General features: G+C 67.0%; 19 protein-coding genes and 1 pseudogene. 12 read left to right on the top strand and 8 right to left on the bottom strand.

Going from position 1 to position 16,342, the window contains the following annotated elements; genetic code table 11:
- Positions 1–548 (top strand): annotated as a pseudogene (locus CH256_RS28050) (hypothetical protein); the annotation flags it as partial.
- A gap of 7 nt (positions 549–555) precedes the next feature.
- Here CH256_RS28050 and serS read toward each other — a convergent pair.
- Positions 556–1,809, bottom strand: coding sequence for a serine--tRNA ligase (gene serS / locus CH256_RS09670; protein ID WP_094669461.1), 1,254 nt, complete (start codon positions 1,807–1,809; stop codon positions 556–558).
- A gap of 11 nt (positions 1,810–1,820) precedes the next feature.
- Positions 1,821–2,213, bottom strand: a complete 393-nt coding sequence (locus tag CH256_RS09665; protein ID WP_094669460.1) for an ankyrin repeat domain-containing protein — start codon at positions 2,211–2,213, stop codon at positions 1,821–1,823.
- A gap of 34 nt (positions 2,214–2,247) precedes the next feature.
- Here CH256_RS09665 and CH256_RS09660 point away from each other — a divergent pair, with 34 nt between their 5' ends.
- Positions 2,248–3,333, top strand: coding sequence for a septum formation family protein (locus tag CH256_RS09660; RefSeq protein WP_094638530.1), 1,086 nt, complete (start codon positions 2,248–2,250; stop codon positions 3,331–3,333).
- Positions 3,334–3,346: 13 nt separating this feature from the next.
- Positions 3,347–3,679 carry a metallopeptidase family protein gene (locus CH256_RS09655; RefSeq protein WP_082073870.1) on the top strand — a complete coding sequence of 111 codons (333 nt, stop codon included), beginning with the start codon at positions 3,347–3,349 and terminating at the stop codon, positions 3,677–3,679.
- Positions 3,680–3,808: 129 nt separating this feature from the next.
- Here CH256_RS09655 and CH256_RS09650 read toward each other — a convergent pair whose 3' ends face one another.
- Positions 3,809–4,600, bottom strand: a complete 792-nt coding sequence (locus CH256_RS09650; RefSeq protein WP_094669459.1) for a CbtA family protein — start codon at positions 4,598–4,600, stop codon at positions 3,809–3,811.
- Entirely contained in the window at positions 4,591–4,785 is a 195-nt protein-coding gene (locus tag CH256_RS09645) for a CbtB domain-containing protein (RefSeq protein WP_032396459.1), read from the bottom strand. The genes CH256_RS09650 and CH256_RS09645 overlap by 10 nt, the downstream gene beginning before the upstream one ends.
- 261 nt (positions 4,786–5,046) lie before the next feature.
- On the opposite strand from CH256_RS09645, the gene CH256_RS09640 reads away from it, so the two are divergent.
- The 4 genes from CH256_RS09640 (at position 5,047) to CH256_RS09625 (ending at position 8,101) form a co-directional block, all read left to right on the top strand.
- Entirely contained in the window at positions 5,047–5,613 is a 567-nt protein-coding gene (locus CH256_RS09640; RefSeq protein ID WP_179272057.1) for a histidine phosphatase family protein, read from the top strand.
- An 88-nt stretch (positions 5,614–5,701) separates the two neighbouring features.
- On the top strand, positions 5,702–6,013 hold the full coding sequence (locus CH256_RS09635; protein ID WP_032381057.1) for a PE family protein: 312 nt from the start codon (positions 5,702–5,704) through the stop codon (positions 6,011–6,013).
- 76 nt (positions 6,014–6,089) lie between these two features.
- On the top strand, positions 6,090–7,280 hold the full coding sequence (locus CH256_RS09630) for a PPE domain-containing protein (protein WP_094669458.1): 1,191 nt from the start codon (positions 6,090–6,092) through the stop codon (positions 7,278–7,280).
- Positions 7,277–8,101 (top strand): ESX secretion-associated protein EspG, encoded by an 825-nt coding sequence (locus tag CH256_RS09625; RefSeq protein ID WP_143536546.1) that lies wholly within the window; start codon positions 7,277–7,279, stop codon positions 8,099–8,101. The genes CH256_RS09630 and CH256_RS09625 overlap by 4 nt, the downstream gene beginning before the upstream one ends.
- Here CH256_RS09625 and CH256_RS09620 read toward each other — a convergent pair.
- Genes CH256_RS09620 through CH256_RS09610 form a run of 3 tightly spaced genes read right to left on the bottom strand, consistent with a single transcriptional unit; the run spans position 8,098 to position 10,424 of the window.
- Positions 8,098–8,763 (bottom strand): histidine phosphatase family protein, encoded by a 666-nt coding sequence (locus tag CH256_RS09620; RefSeq protein ID WP_094669456.1) that lies wholly within the window; start codon positions 8,761–8,763, stop codon positions 8,098–8,100. The genes CH256_RS09625 and CH256_RS09620 overlap by 4 nt on opposite strands.
- Entirely contained in the window at positions 8,760–9,692 is a 933-nt protein-coding gene (gene pheA, locus CH256_RS09615) for a prephenate dehydratase (RefSeq protein WP_094669455.1), read from the bottom strand. Before pheA ends, CH256_RS09620 begins: the two co-directional genes overlap by 4 nt.
- Before the next feature lie 24 nt (positions 9,693–9,716).
- Positions 9,717–10,424, bottom strand: coding sequence for a hypothetical protein (locus tag CH256_RS09610; RefSeq protein WP_094669454.1), 708 nt, complete (start codon positions 10,422–10,424; stop codon positions 9,717–9,719).
- Between the two features lie 133 nt (positions 10,425–10,557).
- Between CH256_RS09610 and CH256_RS09605 the strand changes: the two genes are divergently transcribed.
- The 5 genes from CH256_RS09605 (at position 10,558) to CH256_RS09580 (ending at position 15,274) form a co-directional block, all read left to right on the top strand.
- On the top strand, positions 10,558–11,328 hold the full coding sequence (locus tag CH256_RS09605; RefSeq protein ID WP_094638523.1) for a DUF2470 domain-containing protein: 771 nt from the start codon (positions 10,558–10,560) through the stop codon (positions 11,326–11,328).
- 33 nt (positions 11,329–11,361) lie between these two features.
- Positions 11,362–12,171, top strand: coding sequence for a CPBP family intramembrane glutamic endopeptidase (locus CH256_RS09600; RefSeq protein WP_032396467.1), 810 nt, complete (start codon positions 11,362–11,364; stop codon positions 12,169–12,171).
- A 478-nt stretch (positions 12,172–12,649) separates the two neighbouring features.
- Entirely contained in the window at positions 12,650–13,906 is a 1,257-nt protein-coding gene (locus CH256_RS28550) for an LCP family protein (protein ID WP_373454799.1), read from the top strand.
- 140 nt (positions 13,907–14,046) lie between these two features.
- On the top strand, positions 14,047–14,607 hold the full coding sequence (locus CH256_RS09585; RefSeq protein ID WP_094669452.1) for a ferritin: 561 nt from the start codon (positions 14,047–14,049) through the stop codon (positions 14,605–14,607).
- A gap of 112 nt (positions 14,608–14,719) precedes the next feature.
- Positions 14,720–15,274: a ferritin gene (locus CH256_RS09580; protein ID WP_032396487.1), complete on the top strand. Its 555-nt coding sequence runs from the start codon at positions 14,720–14,722 to the stop codon at positions 15,272–15,274.
- Positions 15,275–15,399: 125 nt separating this feature from the next.
- Here the strand turns inward: CH256_RS09580 and CH256_RS09575 are convergent, their stop codons facing one another.
- Positions 15,400–16,311, bottom strand: a complete 912-nt coding sequence (locus CH256_RS09575) for a DUF5926 family protein (protein ID WP_068045615.1) — start codon at positions 16,309–16,311, stop codon at positions 15,400–15,402.
- Positions 16,312–16,342 lie beyond the last annotated feature (31 nt).

The following is a 16,342-nucleotide window of genomic DNA, read 5'->3' as shown; positions in this document are numbered from 1 at the left end:
GCTGGACGGTTCCGCCCACCGAGATCCCGGCGATGTACGTCGACGCCGAGGCCATCCTCGCGGCCGTTGCCGCCCCCGGCGTCGACGGTCAGTACGCCGTCACGTGGACCGGGCCCATCGCCACGGTCAGCGTCAAGCGCAGTGAGATCGCAGCCGGCTATGCGTGCCCCACCGTCTACCCCACCGGCACCGCTCCCGTGTTCGACGCGACAGACGCCGTCTACACCGTCGATCGTTACCTGGGGCGTCTCGCCGGGATTCCGGTGAACCCCAGCGACGTCGAAGAGACCTACCCACTCGTGTGCGACGGCCGCCAGACCTGGGATGCCCTCGGCACCGGAGTTCCGACTGCCCCGCCGCTGGTGCAGAATCCGAACATCCTGCCCGGCATCACCTCGTTCGATCCTGACAGCGTGTTCGTCACCGGGCAGAACGGCATCTACACCCAGGTCAACGCAGACATCATCGACGCGTCCGGGGCGTACCAGAACCGCACGTTCGTGCTGGCCGTCGGCGGCGAGGGTTACTGCATCGGCGACATCGCCTGATCCGGTTCTACTTCAAGACATCCGTTCCGACGAAAGGCACCAGGGCTTCCGGGACGCGGACGGTGCCGTCGGCCTGCTGATGGTTCTCGAGGATGGCGACGATCCAGCGGGTGGTGGCGAGGGTGCCGTTGAGCGTCGCTGCGGTCTGGGGCTTGCCGTTATCGTCGCGGTACCGCACGCCGAGGCGTCGGGCCTGGAACGTCGTGCAGTTCGAGGTCGAGGTCAGCTCGCGGTAGGCCTTCTGGGTGGGAACCCATGCCTCGCAGTCGAATTTGCGAGCGGCCGAGGAGCCGAGGTCGCCGCCTGCGGTGTCGATGACCCGATAGGGCAACTCGACTGCGGCGAGCATTTCCTTCTCGTACTCCAGCAGCTTCTGGTGTTCGGCGGCTGCATCCTCGGGCTTGATGTAGGAGAACATCTCGATCTTGTCGAACTGGTGGACGCGGATGATGCCGCGGGTGTCCTTGCCGTAACTGCCCGCTTCGCGGCGGAAGCACGACGACCATCCGGCGTAGCGCTTCGGGCCGTCGGCGAGGTCGATGATCTCGCCCGAGTGGTAGCCCGCGAGAGCAACTTCCGAGGTTCCGACGAGGTAGAGGTCGTCGGCTTCGAGGCGATAGATCTCGTCCGCGTGCGCGCCGAGGAATCCGGTTCCCGACATGATCTCCGGGCGAACCAGCACCGGCGGGATCATCATGGTGAAGCCGTTCTTGACGGCCTTCTGGGCAGCGAGCTGGAGCAATCCCTGCTGCAGCAATGCGCCGTAACCGGTCATGAAGTAGAAGCGCGAGCCCGAGACCTTGGCTCCGCGCTCCATGTCGATCAACTTCAGCGACTCACCCAGCTCGAGGTGATCTTTCGGCTCGAAGTCGAACTCCGGGATCTGTCCGACGGTCTCGAGCAGTACGAAGTCGTCCTCGCCGCCTGCGGGCGTGCCGTCCTGAACGATGTTGGAGATCGCGCGGTGGGCCGCGTCGAGGGCTGCATCGGCCTCGGCTTCGGCGGCCTGGGCGGCCTTGACCTTGGCGGCGAGTTCCGATGCCCCGGCGAGCAGAGCCGGACGGTCCTCGGCGGAGGCCTTACCGACCTGCTTTCCCAGCGCCTTCTGCTCGGCACGCAGCTGATCGCCGGCCAGCACCGCGGCCCGGCGGGATGCGTCGGCACCCAGAAGTGCGTCGACGAGAGCGGGGTCCTCGCCTCGGGTGCGCTGCGAGGCGCGCACTGCATCGGGATTCTCGCGAAGGAATTTCAGGTCGATCACGAGAGGGAACCTTACTTGCCGAGCAACCCCAGGTAGTCCTCGCGTCCGAACATGGTGGCGGCATCGATCGCCGACGGGTGGCCGCCGTGTGGATCGGCTCCACCGTCGACGAGCACGCGCACCACGTCGTCCTCACCTTTGAAGACCGCGCCCGCGAGTGGGGTCTGCCCTTTGTCGTTGGGCTTGTTCACATCGGCACCGCGCTCGACCAGCACACGCACCGCATCGGCGTGCCCGTGGTACGCGGCGAGCATGACCAGTGAGTCGCCCGATTCGTTGTGCAGATTCACCGGAACGCCTGCGTCGACGTAACTCGCCAGAGCGGCCGCGTCACCGGTGCGGGCCATTGCGAACAGTCGGCCGGCGAGCTCGCTGAGGTCGTCGTCACCCGTTGGGTCGCTCATGAGGACCGAACATACTCGGGCATGATGGAGGGCGATGTCCGGATACGAAACAGACCCCCCGACGAGCGAGAAGTCTCGGCGAACACTGTCTGCAACCACAGCTCGACGTGGGCTCGCCATGGTTGCGGTCGGTGCGGTGCTGGCCGCCGGAGCGACGGTTTTTCTCTCCGACGGGTTCTCGACACCCGAGAAGATCACCACCCACGCGACGGCCAGTGGGCCTGCGACCGACGGGCCCGTTTCGGCGTCCTCCTTCGGTGCCGCCGACCCTGGTGCCTGCCTGCAGTGGACGCCCACCGACGATCCCGAGACCGATCGGCAGGACCTCGCCGAGGTCTCGTGCGCCGATCCCCATCGCTTCGAGGTGGCTCGCGACATCGACATGAGCGTCTACCCCGGCGTCGAGTTCGGCCCTGCCGCGGCGTATCCCGGTTCCATCCGGTTCAGCGAGTTGCGCGACGAACACTGCGCGGCCGCCGTCGACGACTACGTCGGTGCCAAATTCGATCCGAACGGACGCTTCGGCGTCGGGCTGATGTTCCCCAGCCAGGCCGGATGGGCCAAGGGTGAGCGGACGCTGCGCTGCGGTGTGCAGATGCCGTCGAACACCGGCGCGCTGATGGAGATGACCGGGTCGATTCTCGATCAGGACCAGTCGAAGGTCTGGCCTACCGGAACCTGCATCGGCATCAACCAGAACGTGCCGGCCGATCCGGTGGACTGCGCCGCTCCGCACGCGTACGAGGTGGCGTCGGTGATCAACCTGACGCAGCAGTTCCCCGGCGGGCACCCGTCGGAGGGCGACCAGGATGCGTACCTCGAGCGGACGTGCACCGACGCGGTCAACGGCTACCTCGGCTCGGACACCGCGTTGCGCGACAAGACGCTGACCCTGTTCTGGGACACGATCGATGTCGCGAGTTGGCTGGCCGGAAGTCGCCAGGTGACGTGCTCGGTGGGTGCCGAACTCGATTCCGGCGGTTTCGCGACCATCGTCGGCACCGCCAAGGGCGACATCCTCATCAACGGTGCAGCCCCCGTCCCGCCGCCCTCCGCTCCCGACGGCCGTGCACTGCCGACACCGCTGCCCGGTGCCGCACCGATCACCACCGGAGGGTGACATTCCCACGCACATGACGCGCGTCGACTTCGAGGAAGCAGTGTCCGACGCCCTCGACACTCTGCCGCGTGAGCTCACCGACTTCATGAACAACGTGGTCGTTCTCGTCGAGGAAGAGCACCCGACCGAGGACATCCTCGGACTGTACGAGGGCATCGCACTGACCGAGCGCTACGAATACAGCGGCCACCTACCGGACGTCATCACCATCTACCGCAAACCGATCCTCGAAATGGTCGACGACGAAAACGAGGCGCGACGGGAAATTGCGATCACCGTCGCCCACGAAATCGGACATCACTTCGGCATCGACGACGAGCGACTGCATCAACTCGGATTCGGCTGACAGCACTCACTCGTCGCCCGCCCGCTCACCCCGAACGCACCCCCAGGTTGGGATGAATGTGGGTTTCAGTCACTCAGATGGCCTGAATGGCGCATTCATCCCAACGTGGGGGCCGAAGCGAACGCCGGGCTACGCCGCGACTGTCTCTCGGCGAGTGGGTCGAGCAGCGCGATCGGTGAGGAATGCGAATCCCAATCCCAAGGCCAGCCACAGGGTTGCCTGGGTGGCCAGGGACGACAGTCGGAATTCCCACAGCAGGGTTGCCGGGAAGTCCGCGCCCACCTCGTTGACGGTGGGCAGCAGCGCGTAGCCGACGCCGACCACAACCAGGAACGCCAGCAACGGCGCTCCGACGCGAATCGCCACCGAATGCTGCGATGCCACCGCCTTCGCCGCGTAGACGGCCAATGCGACCGCCAGCAGACCCAGAATCACCGACGCCAACCACAGCCAAGTGCGTTGGGTGATGGTCTCGGGATCGCCGACGGCCGGTGGGTTGGCCGGGTACTTGAAGAAGGGCACCGCTTCGATGGCCAACCATCCGGCACCGGCTCCGACGAGCGCGAGAATCGAGCCCGGCAGTGCGGTGAAGCGTCGCCCGTAGTGCAGCGCCGAGGCGAAGATCGCGCCGAGCGCCAGGCCGGCGAGTCCGGTGGCGAGGAACAGTCCGACGCGTTGTCCGTCTCGACTGACCAGTGCGTCCTCGCCGTGGGAGTGCGCGGCCGCATCGGCGTCGGCGTGATGAGCGTCGGCTCCGGCCGCTTCCTCGATGGCGATGGCCGAGTCGATGTGCGGTTCACCGACGACGTAGGCGACTGCTCCGGCGAGCAGGCCTGCGAGAAGTCCGGCGAGCAGACCTCGCACCAGTAGTTGGACGAATGTGCCCTGCAGCGTCGGGCCGTGGATGTCGGTCAGTGGCATGGCAGGCCCAGCAGGTGGCGGCCGTCGTGCATCAACTCGTGCATGTACATGCCACTGCGGGAGATCGCGCCCTGATCGAAACCGACGAGGTAGAGCACGACGAAAGCGAGCAGAATCGTTGCGGCGACGATGACGGCAAGAGCAGCCGACTCCGTCGTATTACTGGGTGCGTGAATGATTGCCATGGTGTCCTCCTGGGATTGTGCGTCCCGTAGTCCCCGCTCGAAAACGGGGACGGCCATGCGATGAACGAGTTTTCTGACTCTCGAATTCGGGCATTTCGCCGACGTCGATCACAGTGGCGCAACCGCTCCGGATTTTCACCGGATTACCTGCGTACATCGCGTATTACCAGCGAACTGTGGCATCGCTCCGGACTCTGTGTCAATCGCTGTCCCGACCGACTGCAGCTCGATGCCACAAAGCTGCGGTGCCACAATGACGCAGTGCCCGCTCCCGTGACCCGACTGATGTTGGTCGCTCACGCGCGAACCGACGCCATGCGCACCGGCCGGTTTCCCGGCGACGAACCACTCGACGACGCGGGCCTGCGCGATCTCGAGGCGGTAACCGACCTTCCCCGCGCCGACCGCGTCCTGTCCGGCCCGGAAACCCGCTCGATCTCCACCGCGCAGGTGTTCGGAACAGAGATCTCCGTCGAGCCCGCGTTGGCCGACATCGACTACGGCCGGTGGTCCGGTCTCGAGATGACCGACCTGCCCGACGCCGACGCGATGGCCTGGCTGAGCGATCCGGCGTTCGTTCCTCCGGGCGGAGAATCCCTCGACGCGTTGTTCTCTCGCGTCGAGAAGTGGCTGAGCGCTGTTGGATCGACGCCGGGCCGCACTCTGGCGGTGACCTCTCCTGCCGTCGTCCGAGCCGTGGTGGTGCTGGTGTTGGACGCCCCGATCCGCTCGTTTTGGCGAATCGACGTTTCCCCGCTGACGCGCACGTCCGTCAGCCATCGAGGCGGCGTCTGGACTGTCGGCGCGGTGGCCCAGAAGTTCGTCTGAATTTTTCTCGCGCGGAGGGAACCGAACAGAACACGGCGGCGTCTTACCTACCGACAGCGCAAAGTTCTTCGATCAGGGAGCGTGGCTCATGACCGTCATCAAGGTGGATCCGGTGGCCCTACAGCTTGCTGCCTCCGAACTCGATGCGGTCGCCGCTCGCTTGCAGGCGGCTGTCACTGCAACGGCAATCCCCGTGCGGCCACTGCCGCCCGGTACCGACGAGGTCTCGCTGCTCACCGAACGGTTCTTCGGCACCGCGGCCGATACCTTCGGACCTGCTGCAGCGCAGGGCATTTCGGAGTTGCACCGAGCGGCCGAGGAACTGCGGAAACAGGCTGCGGACTACGTGGCCACCGACGACGACACGGCCGGGGGCCTACCCGGCCTACCCGGAATCTGACGCACCGCACTCGACCGCAACACCAAGACACAAAGCTCGAAACGACACGACGCTCGAACATCATGGGGGCCAGAGGATGACGCTCGGAGTGACAGGGGTGGTGTGGCTGCCACGCACGGCCACGGGAAACTCGACGCGATTGCTCGGGCCGGGACCGGTGCCGTTGCACGTCGCCGGCGGCGCGTGGGGTTCGGTCGCTGCGGCGTTCACCGAGGCATCGGCGAGCATTGCCGCTGTCACCGCGGCTCTGACCGAAGGCTGGGAGGGCGAGTCGGCACTGCTGGCTCAGGCTGCGCTCGGCCGTTTCGCGACCTGGACCGCCGCCACGGCAGTCAAGGCGGCGGCGCTCTCGGTCGAGGCCCCGGCCGCAGGAACCTCGTACGGTGTCGCGTTGGCGACCATGCCCTCGCTCGTGGAAATCGGAGCCGTTCAGGCCGCCAAGGTCACCGCCGCCTCGACGGGCGGCGTGATGAACGGGAGCTACGAGGCTGCCGAGGTGGCCGATCGACTGCTCGACATCCGAGCTGCGATGGTGATGGAGGGCTTCGAGCTGGTCTCCTCGCACCGCATCGTCAAGACCACATTCGATCAGCCGCCGGCCATCGTCTCCGATTCCGGGAGCGGCCTCGGCAAGTTCGCGAACGGAGCGCTGATGACGTCTCCGGTCCAGGCCGCGATCGGCGGATTGATGGCCGCGACCCAGAACCCCGGCGTGGCAGCGGCGGCCGGTCAGATCGGTGGTGCTGCCACCTCCATCGCCAGCACCGGCGTCTCGACCGTCGCCACCGCTGCGTCCACCATCGGGTCGAGTGCGTTGTCCGGTGGATCGGGAGCGAGCGGCGGGAACGGTTTCGCACCCGGTGGTTCGGCATCTCTCGCTGTCGGTCCGGCGTCCACGCGTCCGGTGTCGTTCGGCGGCGGGGCAGGTGGAGCAGCCGGGCCCGGTGGCATCGGCGGCGGCGTCGGAATGCCCGGTTCGGCGTTGGGTCCCGCCGGTGGTGGCTCGATGCAGGCCGGTGCAGGCCTAAGCGGTCCGTCCGCGTTCGGCGCAACCACCTCGGCCGATGCCGGCCTCGCTCAGCGCGGAACGGGCGCGGCAGGCGCTCCTGCCTCCGGCCCGCGCGGGCAGGCCGAGGACGACGAACACGAGACCCCGGACTACCTCAAGCAATTCGAGCACTTCTCCGACGGTCGGACCGTGGCACCGTCCGTCATCGGCGCGGACCCGACCCTGCCGCACACGGATACCAGCGGGAACGGCCGTTGATCGACTTGGGAACCGTGCCGGTGGGCCACACACTGCCGATCGCCGCACTCGGTGTGGACGAGATGGATTTCCTGGTCGACGAACTGTCGATCGCCGAACTACCCGTGGTCCTGGACGTGTTCCCGCGCTTCGACGACGTCGGTGCCCGAGATCGTGCGCTCGAGCACGGGCGCAGCGCACTGAACAACGCCGGCCTGATCACCGAGGGCCGCGTCCACGAGGATCTCGAGCAGTGGCTGCGGGTTCTCGAACAACCTCACTGGTACGTCTCGGCTCGTGTCTTCGACGTCGAGAACCCAGAGCCCGTTCCGACCATTCGCATCTGCGTTGCATCCGACGATCGGATCGCGGTGTCGGCGGTGCGGCGAGACGACGTGGTCACCATCCGCGCCGTCCACGGTGATCCGGCCCGGGACCTCGCGTCGGCGATCGGCTCGGCCGCGTCGTTCGACCCGGGCAGCATCAACGCGCCGACCGATCTGCTGGCCGAAACACTCGACGCGGCACCGACCGACGTCGGAGCAACCGCGTCTCGGCTGCGCGGTATCGGCGTAGCGCACGAGCGCGCCGCGGCTCTGGCGTCGGCGATGGCCACCTGCGCCGGCAGAACCGAGATCACCGCCGTCGCCCGTAGGCACGGAACCCGTCACGTGGCCGGGAGACCCGTGGCCCTGTTCGACACCAGAGCCGGGCGCATTCTCGCCACCTCGACCCTCGCCGCCGACGGCACGTCGTGGAGCTCACTGACCGGGGCGACTGATCGCAGAGTGACCGCTGCCCTGACCGAGCTGATCGCATCGGCCGGTGAGCATCTGCGCTAGCTGATCGGGTTGTCCGCCTTGTTGCTGCCCTTGCCCTCGAACGGCGGCAGGAACGTGCCCCACCTGGTGCAGGACCATCCACCGTCGGGCAGCGGCAGCAGCTCGACGGTGTGCGTGTTGTCGAGGTGATTGTCGGCAGCGAACGTGCCCTCGACGCCTGCCAGTACCGCTGCAACCAGTCGGATTGCGGCACCGTGGCTGACGACAACGACGTCGCCCGCTGTCTCGTCACTCAGATACTGCGCGCGGAGGCCGTCGAGCACCGGGACGTAACGCTCCAACACCGAATGTCCACTGTCGCCGCCGGGCACGGTCGCCGCCAGATCTCCGGCATGCCAGCGACTGAAGATATCGGTGAACTCCCGGTGCGCATCCGCATCGTCACGGTCCTCCAGATCTCCGGCGAAGGTCTCCTGGATTCCGTCGGTCACCACCAGGGGAACCCCGGTCGCTCGTTCGATGTAACCCGCAGTCTGCTTGGCACGCAACGCAACCGAGGACACCAGCACCGCGGGTGGGCGTCCGATCCAGGTCTGCGCATAGGCGTCGGCCTGCTGGTGCCCCAGCTCGGTGAGCTCGGCTCCCGGCGGCGAGGTATCCAGTATCTTCGCGACGTTCGCTGTCGTCTGACCGTGCCGAACCAGAATCAATTTGCCCATCACAGATCACCGCGTCCGGCACGAATGTCTGCGACCCACTGCACGTGTTCGTCGATCGGCGGCGGCACCGAACCGCCCGTTCCTGTTGCGGTGGGCCAGGATCCGAGGAACCGGAGGGGCATCTTGCGGTGGAATGCGGCCAACATCTCCGCGACGAGCGGGTCGTCGATGTGCCCGGCACAGTCGATGAAGAACCTGTACGTTCCGAATCGTGAACGGGTGGGCCGTGATTCGATGAAGGTCAGGTCGATGTTGCGAATTCCGAACTCGGCCAACGCTGCCGGCAGCGTACCCGGATCGTTCGGCGGCTCGAGGACCACCGACGTTCGGTCGGCACCGGTGCGCGCAGGCACCGACTGCGGCGCCGTCACCAGCACGAAACGAGTCCGCGCGCCCTCCACGTCGATGACCCCGTCGGCCAACTGCGACAACTTCAAGCGCTCACCGGCGAGCCGCGTCGACACCGCAGCATCGACCATTCCGGCTGCAACATCCTCTGCTGCACCGGCATTGGACGACGCGGACTGCACCACGGCGTCGGGCATGGCGGTCTGCAGCCACTGGCGCACCTGATTGAGCGCGATCGGATAGGCGCTGATCGTCCGGGCCGAGTCGAGGGTGACACCGGGACCACCGAGAATGGTGAAGGCCACCTCGATTTCCGTCTCGGCGACGATCTGCAGCCGGCGGCCCTCCGACAACGCGTCGAGCGTCGGTGGGACCGCTCCCTCGATGGAGCTTTCGATGGGGACCACGGCGGCGTCGGCCGCGCCCGATCGCACGGCCTCGAGCGCAGCGGGTGGGTTCGACGCCGACACCCGCTGGACCGCGCCGTCCAGACCGACCGCGCCGAAGGTTCCGAGCTTTTCGAACTGCGCCAGCGCCATCTCCGTGAACGTTCCCGATGGGCCGAAGTAAGCGATGCGAGGCACGTCTCGAGGTTACGTTGTGGACGCCTACGAAGCGATCAAACCGACGTCGACGAGCCGGGCGCGGGCGCGGGCGGCGTCGACGATCTCGATTCCGAGCAGCACCTCGCGCACCGCCTCGGCGGCCTCGGGGATGAGAGCTCGCAGTGCGGCGACGTTCGGGGCAGCAAGCGCCGCGGCGATGTCGTCTCCGCGTAGCGACGCTACCGTCGCGGCGAGGATCGCGAGCACCTCGTCACCGGAGTCGGCGCGGGCGACGAGGCCCACATCGGCGTGCGAGACCACGGCGAGCACGTCGGCGATGCGCCGCGGGGTGTCTCCGACGCGGATGCCCGGGGTCCGGTGGGCGAGGACGACGGCCTCCGCGATCTCGGCCACGTCGATCGCGTCGAACATCGGGAAGACGACCAGCGGCGAGGGCAATCGCAGCCCGAGCGCGTCGGCGAGGTGCTCGGCCGGGGCGTCGACGTCGAACCGGACGGCCTCGTAACCGCAGGTCCTCCCTGCTCGGAGCTCGTCGGGGTCGATGTCGAGGTCCACCACGATGCGTCCGTGGTCGTCCGAGTCGGACAGCGTGAGCAGAGTCGATGCCCGGACGACGGGCGGTCCGTACTCGGCTCCACGCGGAGCTGCCGCCAGCGAGGGTGCGTCGGCGCATATCGGCTGCAGCAGCTCGTGGACGAGCGCGTTCGGGTCGGGTCGGTGGGGCACACCGAGGGTCAGCGGAATCGGCACGCCTTCACGGTAGACCCGGTTCTGGGTCGTTCCGCGGGCTCCACTCCCACGCACGGTCTTGCGATCCTCGCCACACCACGCTAACTTAGGTTTGCCTCACCTACTCGCCTGACCGATCGCATCGGAGGAGCCCATGCTCGGCGCAACCACCACCACCGGACCGACCACTGCCGAACGTGTACGCAGTGCCTGCATGCGCGCCGAGGGCGCCGCCCTGGCCATCGACGGCAGCGACCCGGTGATCACGTCCCTGCATCATCTGCGACCCAACGGCGAGATGATCCTGGCCGTCCCCACCGACTCCCTCGACGACGCGCACACCTGGCAGTCCTCCCGTGCCGGCATCCCCGCCGTCCTCGAACTCACCGATCACGCGCCGCTCGCGCTGCGTGAACCGGTGCGTTCGCTGGTGTGGCTTCGCGGCGATCTACGCCCGGTCCCGGACTCGCTGATGCGCCCGATGGCCGGAGCGGTGGCCGCCGAACATCCGCATCCCGCTCTCCTCGACGTCGGGCACACCACCTCGCTGATGCGGCTGATCGTCACCTCCGCCGTGGTCGCCGACAGCACCGGAGCCGAGCCCGTCGACGTCGACACGCTGCTGGAAGCCGAACCCGATCCCTTTTGGGAGATGGAGACCAGCTGGCTCGAGCACCTCGACTCCGACCACCCGGACCTGCTAGCCCAATTGGCCCGACGCCTCCCGCCGTCGCTCCGGCAGGGCCGAATCCGGCCGCTCGGCATCGATCGCTACGGCATTCGGCTGCGGATCGAAGGCGAATGCGGCGACAACGACGTCCGGCTGGGGTTCGCCGAGCCCGTCGAGGACGTCCTCTCGCTCAGTCGCGCGCTGCGCGTGCTCGCCGGTTGCCCGTTTCTGAACGGACTACGCGCCCGCGGCTGACGCACGTTCGGAGAAACAGGGCAGACTCGTGCGGTGATCGACTTCAAGAGCTGGTTGACGCCACCGCCGCCCGCGAGCACGGCTCCACCGCCCGATGCCCGCGAACGCACCACGATCAAGGTCGAGATCGCGATCGTCCTGCTGGTCACGTTCGGGCTGAGCGGTATGAGCAGCATCCTCTCGCTCGTCGAGGACGCGCTGCAGACCGCTGCCCTGTCCGATCAGACCGTGGCGCTGAACTCGTCGCGGTCGAGTTTCAGCCTGATCGATCTGCTGTTCCAGCTGCTGAGCATCCTGCGTCTGTGCGCCTGGGGCGCACTGGGGTTGTACCTGCTGTGGCGAGCAGATCTGGCACCCCGCGCGATCGGGCTGGCCCGGCCGCGGCTGAAGATCGACCTCGGTCACGGCGTCGGATTGGCCGCACTGATCGGGCTGCCCGGCCTGGCGCTGTACCTCGTGGGCAACGCCCTCGGATTCAACCTCAACGTCGTTCCCAGCGCCCTCGACGACCACTGGTGGCGCGTCCCGGCACTGATTCTGTACGCGCTGGCCAACTCCGGTGCCGAGGAGATCATCGTCGTGGCGTACCTGATCTCTCGCCTACGCAGACTCGGACTGAGCGAGAACGCGTCCCTGCTGTGCTCGTCGCTGCTGCGCGGCAGCTATCACTTCTACCAGGGCGTGGGCGGTGGGGTCGGAAACTTCCTCATGGGTCTGGTGTTCGGCCGCTACTGGCAGCGCACCGGCAGACTGTGGCCACTGCTGATCGCACACGCTCTGATCGACATCGTGGCCTTCGTCGGGTACGCCCTCCTGCGCGAACATCTGTCGTGGCTCCCGTGAATCGGCACGCGAGGAACCCGGGTGTTTCCGTGGCGACGGTTACAGTCGACCCGTGAACGACGACGATCGCTACGGACGGCACGGCGCGCCGGAACGGCGAACGCCGCCCGACCGATCAGAACGGAGTCGTCACGGTCGGCCGGACCCAGCGCCAGGACCCGCACCGCGCCCGACCGGGGGCCAACCGCCGCGCCAGCCACCGCCTTCTCAACCACCGCCTCGTCGACCACCGCCCGGCCAGCAACCACGAGGCCCGCAACCGCCGAGCCAATCGCGACCACCGCAGCCGCCCCCAGGTCAGGTGCCGCCCGGCCGACAGCCGCCACCCCCTCGCGGATATCGTCCCGGCCAGCCGCCACCGGATCGGGGCCCGCGTCAGTACGACCCCGGGCCCCCGCGCCGTCAGGGACCTCCGCCCGAGCGTCCGGCACAGCACCGTCCCCGCCCACAGGGTCCGCCGCCGGAGGGCACCGAGTTCATCCGCCGCGACGGCAGGCCCACTGCCGGTCCGGCGCGCTCGGCCGCCGCACAGCAGGCGTGGTCGCAGGCTCCCGAACCCGGATCGGCGAAGTCCGACAGACCCACGCCATCCGAATCGACGCGTCAGTACTCGCGTTCCCAGGACGATCCACCGGGCCGCACCGGGTACGCCCCGCGGCAGCAACCGGAGCCGTTCACCGAGGAGTGCAGGCAACCGGCAGCACCGGCGCAGCGGGCTCTGCGTCGACCCGAACCCGTTCGGCCGCAACGTGACTCTCGGCCGCCGAAGGTCGCGAAGCCGCGTAAGCGCAGACGCTGGGGTCGACGCTTCCTGATCGTGTTGCTGGTCCTGGTGCTGGGAATCGGCGGCGTCGTCTACTACGTCGACAGCTCGTTGACGCGCGTGGACGCCCTCACCTCGTATCCCGGGCGCATCGGCGACACCCCCGGCACCAACTGGCTTCTCGTCGGGTCGGATTCGCGAGCGGGCCTGACGCCGGAGCAGGAAGCCGCGCTCGCAACCGGCGGCGAGGTGGGCCCGAGCCGCACCGACACGATCATTCTCATCCACATCCCCGAGGGCAGCGGCGCGCCGACGATGGTCAGCCTGCCGCGCGATTCGTACGTGTCGATTCCGGGCAACGGCCAGGACAAGCTCAACGCGGCCTTCGCATTCGGCGGGCCGCCACTGCTGGTCCAGACGGTCGAGGGTGCAACCGGTGTGCACATCGATCACTACGCCGAGATCGGATTCGGCGGCTTCGCCGGGATCGTCGACGCGGTCGGTGGAGTCAACGTGTGCGTGCAGAATGCGATCGACGATCCGTTGGCGGGCATCAACATCGCCGCCGGCTGCCAGGATCTCACCGGAGCCGAGGCGCTCGGATTCGTGCGATCCCGCGCGACGGCATTGGCCGATATCGACCGGATGAACAATCAGCGGGCGTTCATGTCCGCCCTCTTGGAAAAGGCAACCAGCGCTACGACTTTCCTCAACCCGTTCAAGTTGTGGCCGTTGGTGTCCGATACCGCGTCGTCGTTGAGCGTCGACGAGGGAGATCACATCTGGAACCTCGCCGCACTCGCCTGGGCGATGCGCAGCGGTCCGGTGACCACGACGGTTCCCGTCGGCGGATTCCAGGACTCCGACGTCGGAAACGTACTGCTGTGGGACGACACTCGCGCTCCGGCGTTCTTCGACGCCATCGCGCAGGATCGAGAAATACCTCCGGAACTGCTGACCGGCGGGCCCTGACTCCCCCGTGGGCAGCCGGTAGGCGGGAGTGGAGCCTGCGGAACGACCCTGGATGTAGGCGGGAGTGGAGCCTGCGGAACGACCCTGGATGTAGGCGGGAGTGGAGCCTGCGGAACGACCCTGAATGTAAGTTGTGGACCATGACATCGCCGTCTGCCCAGCCCGCCGCAACACCCGGTACGTCGTTCCACGATCTGCTGCGCGCCCAGGTGCGGCACGAGTTCACTGCTTCGCAGCAGTACGTCGCGATCGCGGTGTGGTTCGACCGCAACGATCTGCCACAGCTGGCCACGCGTTTCTACGCTCAGTCCGCCGAGGAGCGTCGGCACGCCATGATGATGATCCGCTTTCTCATCGACAACCGACTCGAGGTCGATGCGTCGGGCATCGACGACGTGGTGACGGAGTTTCAGTCGGTCGTCGAACCGGTGGAACTGGCGTTGGCCCAGGAGTCGACGGTGACCGAGCAGATCAGCGCGTTGGCGCGTGCTGCCCGGGCCGAGGGCGACTACATCGGCGAGCAGTTCACCCACTGGTTTCTCACCGAGCAGGTCGAGGAGGTGGCGGCGATGCAGAGCCTGCTCAACATCGTCCGCCGAGCCGGATCGAACCTGTTCGACATCGAGCAGTACGTCGCTCGCGAGATCGGTTCCACGGTGATCCGCGCCACCAATGCCCCCACAGAAGCCGGAAGAGCGTAGTTTGCAGCCCTGCTCAGAGCGGACATTTAGGATCGACTGTATTAGGCAACGTTCGCCTCAATAAGGATCGACTTGGATGACAACGCCTCTGACCAGGCATATTGTCCTGAGCATGAGCGTAGACATCAAAGAAACCAGCCACACCAAGTTCCACGCACTTCTCCGCGACCAGATTCGCAACGAGTTCAACGCCTCGCAGCAGTACATCGCCACCGCGGTCTACTTCGCGAATGTCGATCTGCCGCAGCTGGCCAAGCACTTCTATGCGCAGTCGGTCGAAGAGCGCAACCACGCGATGATGATCGTGCAGTACTTCCTCGATCGCGACATCACGGTCGAGCTGACCGGCGTCGACGCGTCGAAGTCCGTCTTCACCGATCCGCGTGAGGCCATCGCCCTGGCGCTGGCACAGGAGGAGACCGTCACCGAGCAGATCATCGCTCTGGCGAGCACCGCACGCGAAGAGGGCGACTACCTCGGCGAGCAGTTCATGCAGTGGTTCCTCAAGGAGCAGGTCGAGGAAGTTGCCAGCATGAAGACGCTGCTCAACATCGCCGATCGTGCGGGCCACAACCTGTTCGACCTCGAGCAGTTCGTCGCCCGTGAGATGAACACCAGCGTGACCGCCGACTCGGGCGCACCGACCGTCGCCGGCGGATCGCTGTAGATTCGCACCGCAACTCTGCGCGGATGACGCGCTCATACGGGTGGCCACTCGAACGAGGATTCCTTGTTCGAGCGGCCACCCGTTTCGCGTTCTAGCGCAGAGTGCGTTCTAGCGCAGAGTGCGTTCTAGCGCAGAGTGACCTGGCGGCCGCGTAGGCCGTCGCGCGAACGCAACTGAGCCGCCGTGAGCGGAGCGTCGACAGCCAGTGCCTCGCTCAGTTTCTCGCCGAATTCCTTTGTCGGCTTTGCCCATTCGGTGGGGTGCATCTCGGGATCGAGATCGAACACCGGCACCAGCAGCCCGTGCGTGCGGAACGAACCGGCGTAGCGCGAACCTTCACCCAGGTTCAGATCGCCCGCCGCATGCAGGCGAGCCAACGCGAGCATCACGTCGTCTTCGTTCTCCGGACGAACCCACCGGATGTGTGCCTTGTCGCCTGCATCCACCCACCAGGCCGCGACGACGCCGTCGGCCTCGATCCGCGCCGAGGGCATGATCGCCTGGTTCGCACGTTCCACGGTTGCAGTCACATCGGCTGCGGGAGTGGCACTTTCGGGAATCCACCAGTTGAAGTCCTGATGAACGGTGATCTCGAGCAGCGCGGAGGCGTCGAGCACCTCGGTCAACGCGGGCGTGCTGTCGGTGATCTTCGCGGCTTCGAGCGACTCGCCCGCGGACGCGGTGGACGCCCAGCCGAGCGCGCTACTGATATCTGCCGCAACATCTTTCGACTGATTCTGCACCTGAAGGCCGACGAATCCCTCGACGGTATCGGCATCTTCGCGCACCAGTGCCGCGACGGCACCGGGTAGCACCGTGGCCAGCGTGATGGTGCGACCGTCCACGGTGATCGGCGCGGTGGCCGTCGCCGACGGGACGAACTCGCGCAGCGCTACCAGGTCGCATTCGGCGGCGAGGCCCTCGAACGGGCGAGCCGACGCCGATTCGATGCTCGCGCGTTCCGCTTCTCGCTGCGCGAGCTTCGCTGCTCGGTTGCTGTCCTGCTTCGGTCCACTGTTTCTTTTGCTCTTACCCACGCCCGAAAACCTACACGTTCTTCGATTCGAG

Origin of the sequence: Rhodococcus sp. 05-2254-6 (assembly GCF_002258565.1) — a bacterium.
Lineage (GTDB): Bacteria > Actinomycetota > Actinomycetes > Mycobacteriales > Mycobacteriaceae > Rhodococcoides.
This window is presented reverse-complemented; position numbering and strand designations above follow the sequence as displayed.

What these genes read in the sequence shown, in the direction of transcription:
- CH256_RS09665 (WP_094669460.1), bottom strand. Translation starts at nt 2,213, where the DNA reads ATGAGCGACCCAACGGGTGACGACGACCTCAGCGAGCTCGCCGGCCGA.
- CH256_RS09660 (WP_094638530.1), top strand. Translation starts at nt 2,248, where the DNA reads ATGTCCGGATACGAAACAGACCCCCCGACGAGCGAGAAGTCTCGGCGA.
- CH256_RS09655 (WP_082073870.1), top strand. Translation starts at nt 3,347, where the DNA reads ATGACGCGCGTCGACTTCGAGGAAGCAGTGTCCGACGCCCTCGACACT.
- CH256_RS09650 (WP_094669459.1), bottom strand. Translation starts at nt 4,600, where the DNA reads ATGCCACTGACCGACATCCACGGCCCGACGCTGCAGGGCACATTCGTC.
- CH256_RS09645 (WP_032396459.1), bottom strand. Translation starts at nt 4,785, where the DNA reads ATGGCAATCATTCACGCACCCAGTAATACGACGGAGTCGGCTGCTCTT.
- CH256_RS09635 (WP_032381057.1), top strand. Translation starts at nt 5,702, where the DNA reads ATGACCGTCATCAAGGTGGATCCGGTGGCCCTACAGCTTGCTGCCTCC.
- CH256_RS09630 (WP_094669458.1), top strand. Translation starts at nt 6,090, where the DNA reads ATGACGCTCGGAGTGACAGGGGTGGTGTGGCTGCCACGCACGGCCACG.
- CH256_RS09605 (WP_094638523.1), top strand. Translation starts at nt 10,558, where the DNA reads ATGCTCGGCGCAACCACCACCACCGGACCGACCACTGCCGAACGTGTA.
- CH256_RS09585 (WP_094669452.1), top strand. Translation starts at nt 14,047, where the DNA reads ATGACATCGCCGTCTGCCCAGCCCGCCGCAACACCCGGTACGTCGTTC.
- CH256_RS09580 (WP_032396487.1), top strand. Translation starts at nt 14,720, where the DNA reads ATGAGCGTAGACATCAAAGAAACCAGCCACACCAAGTTCCACGCACTT.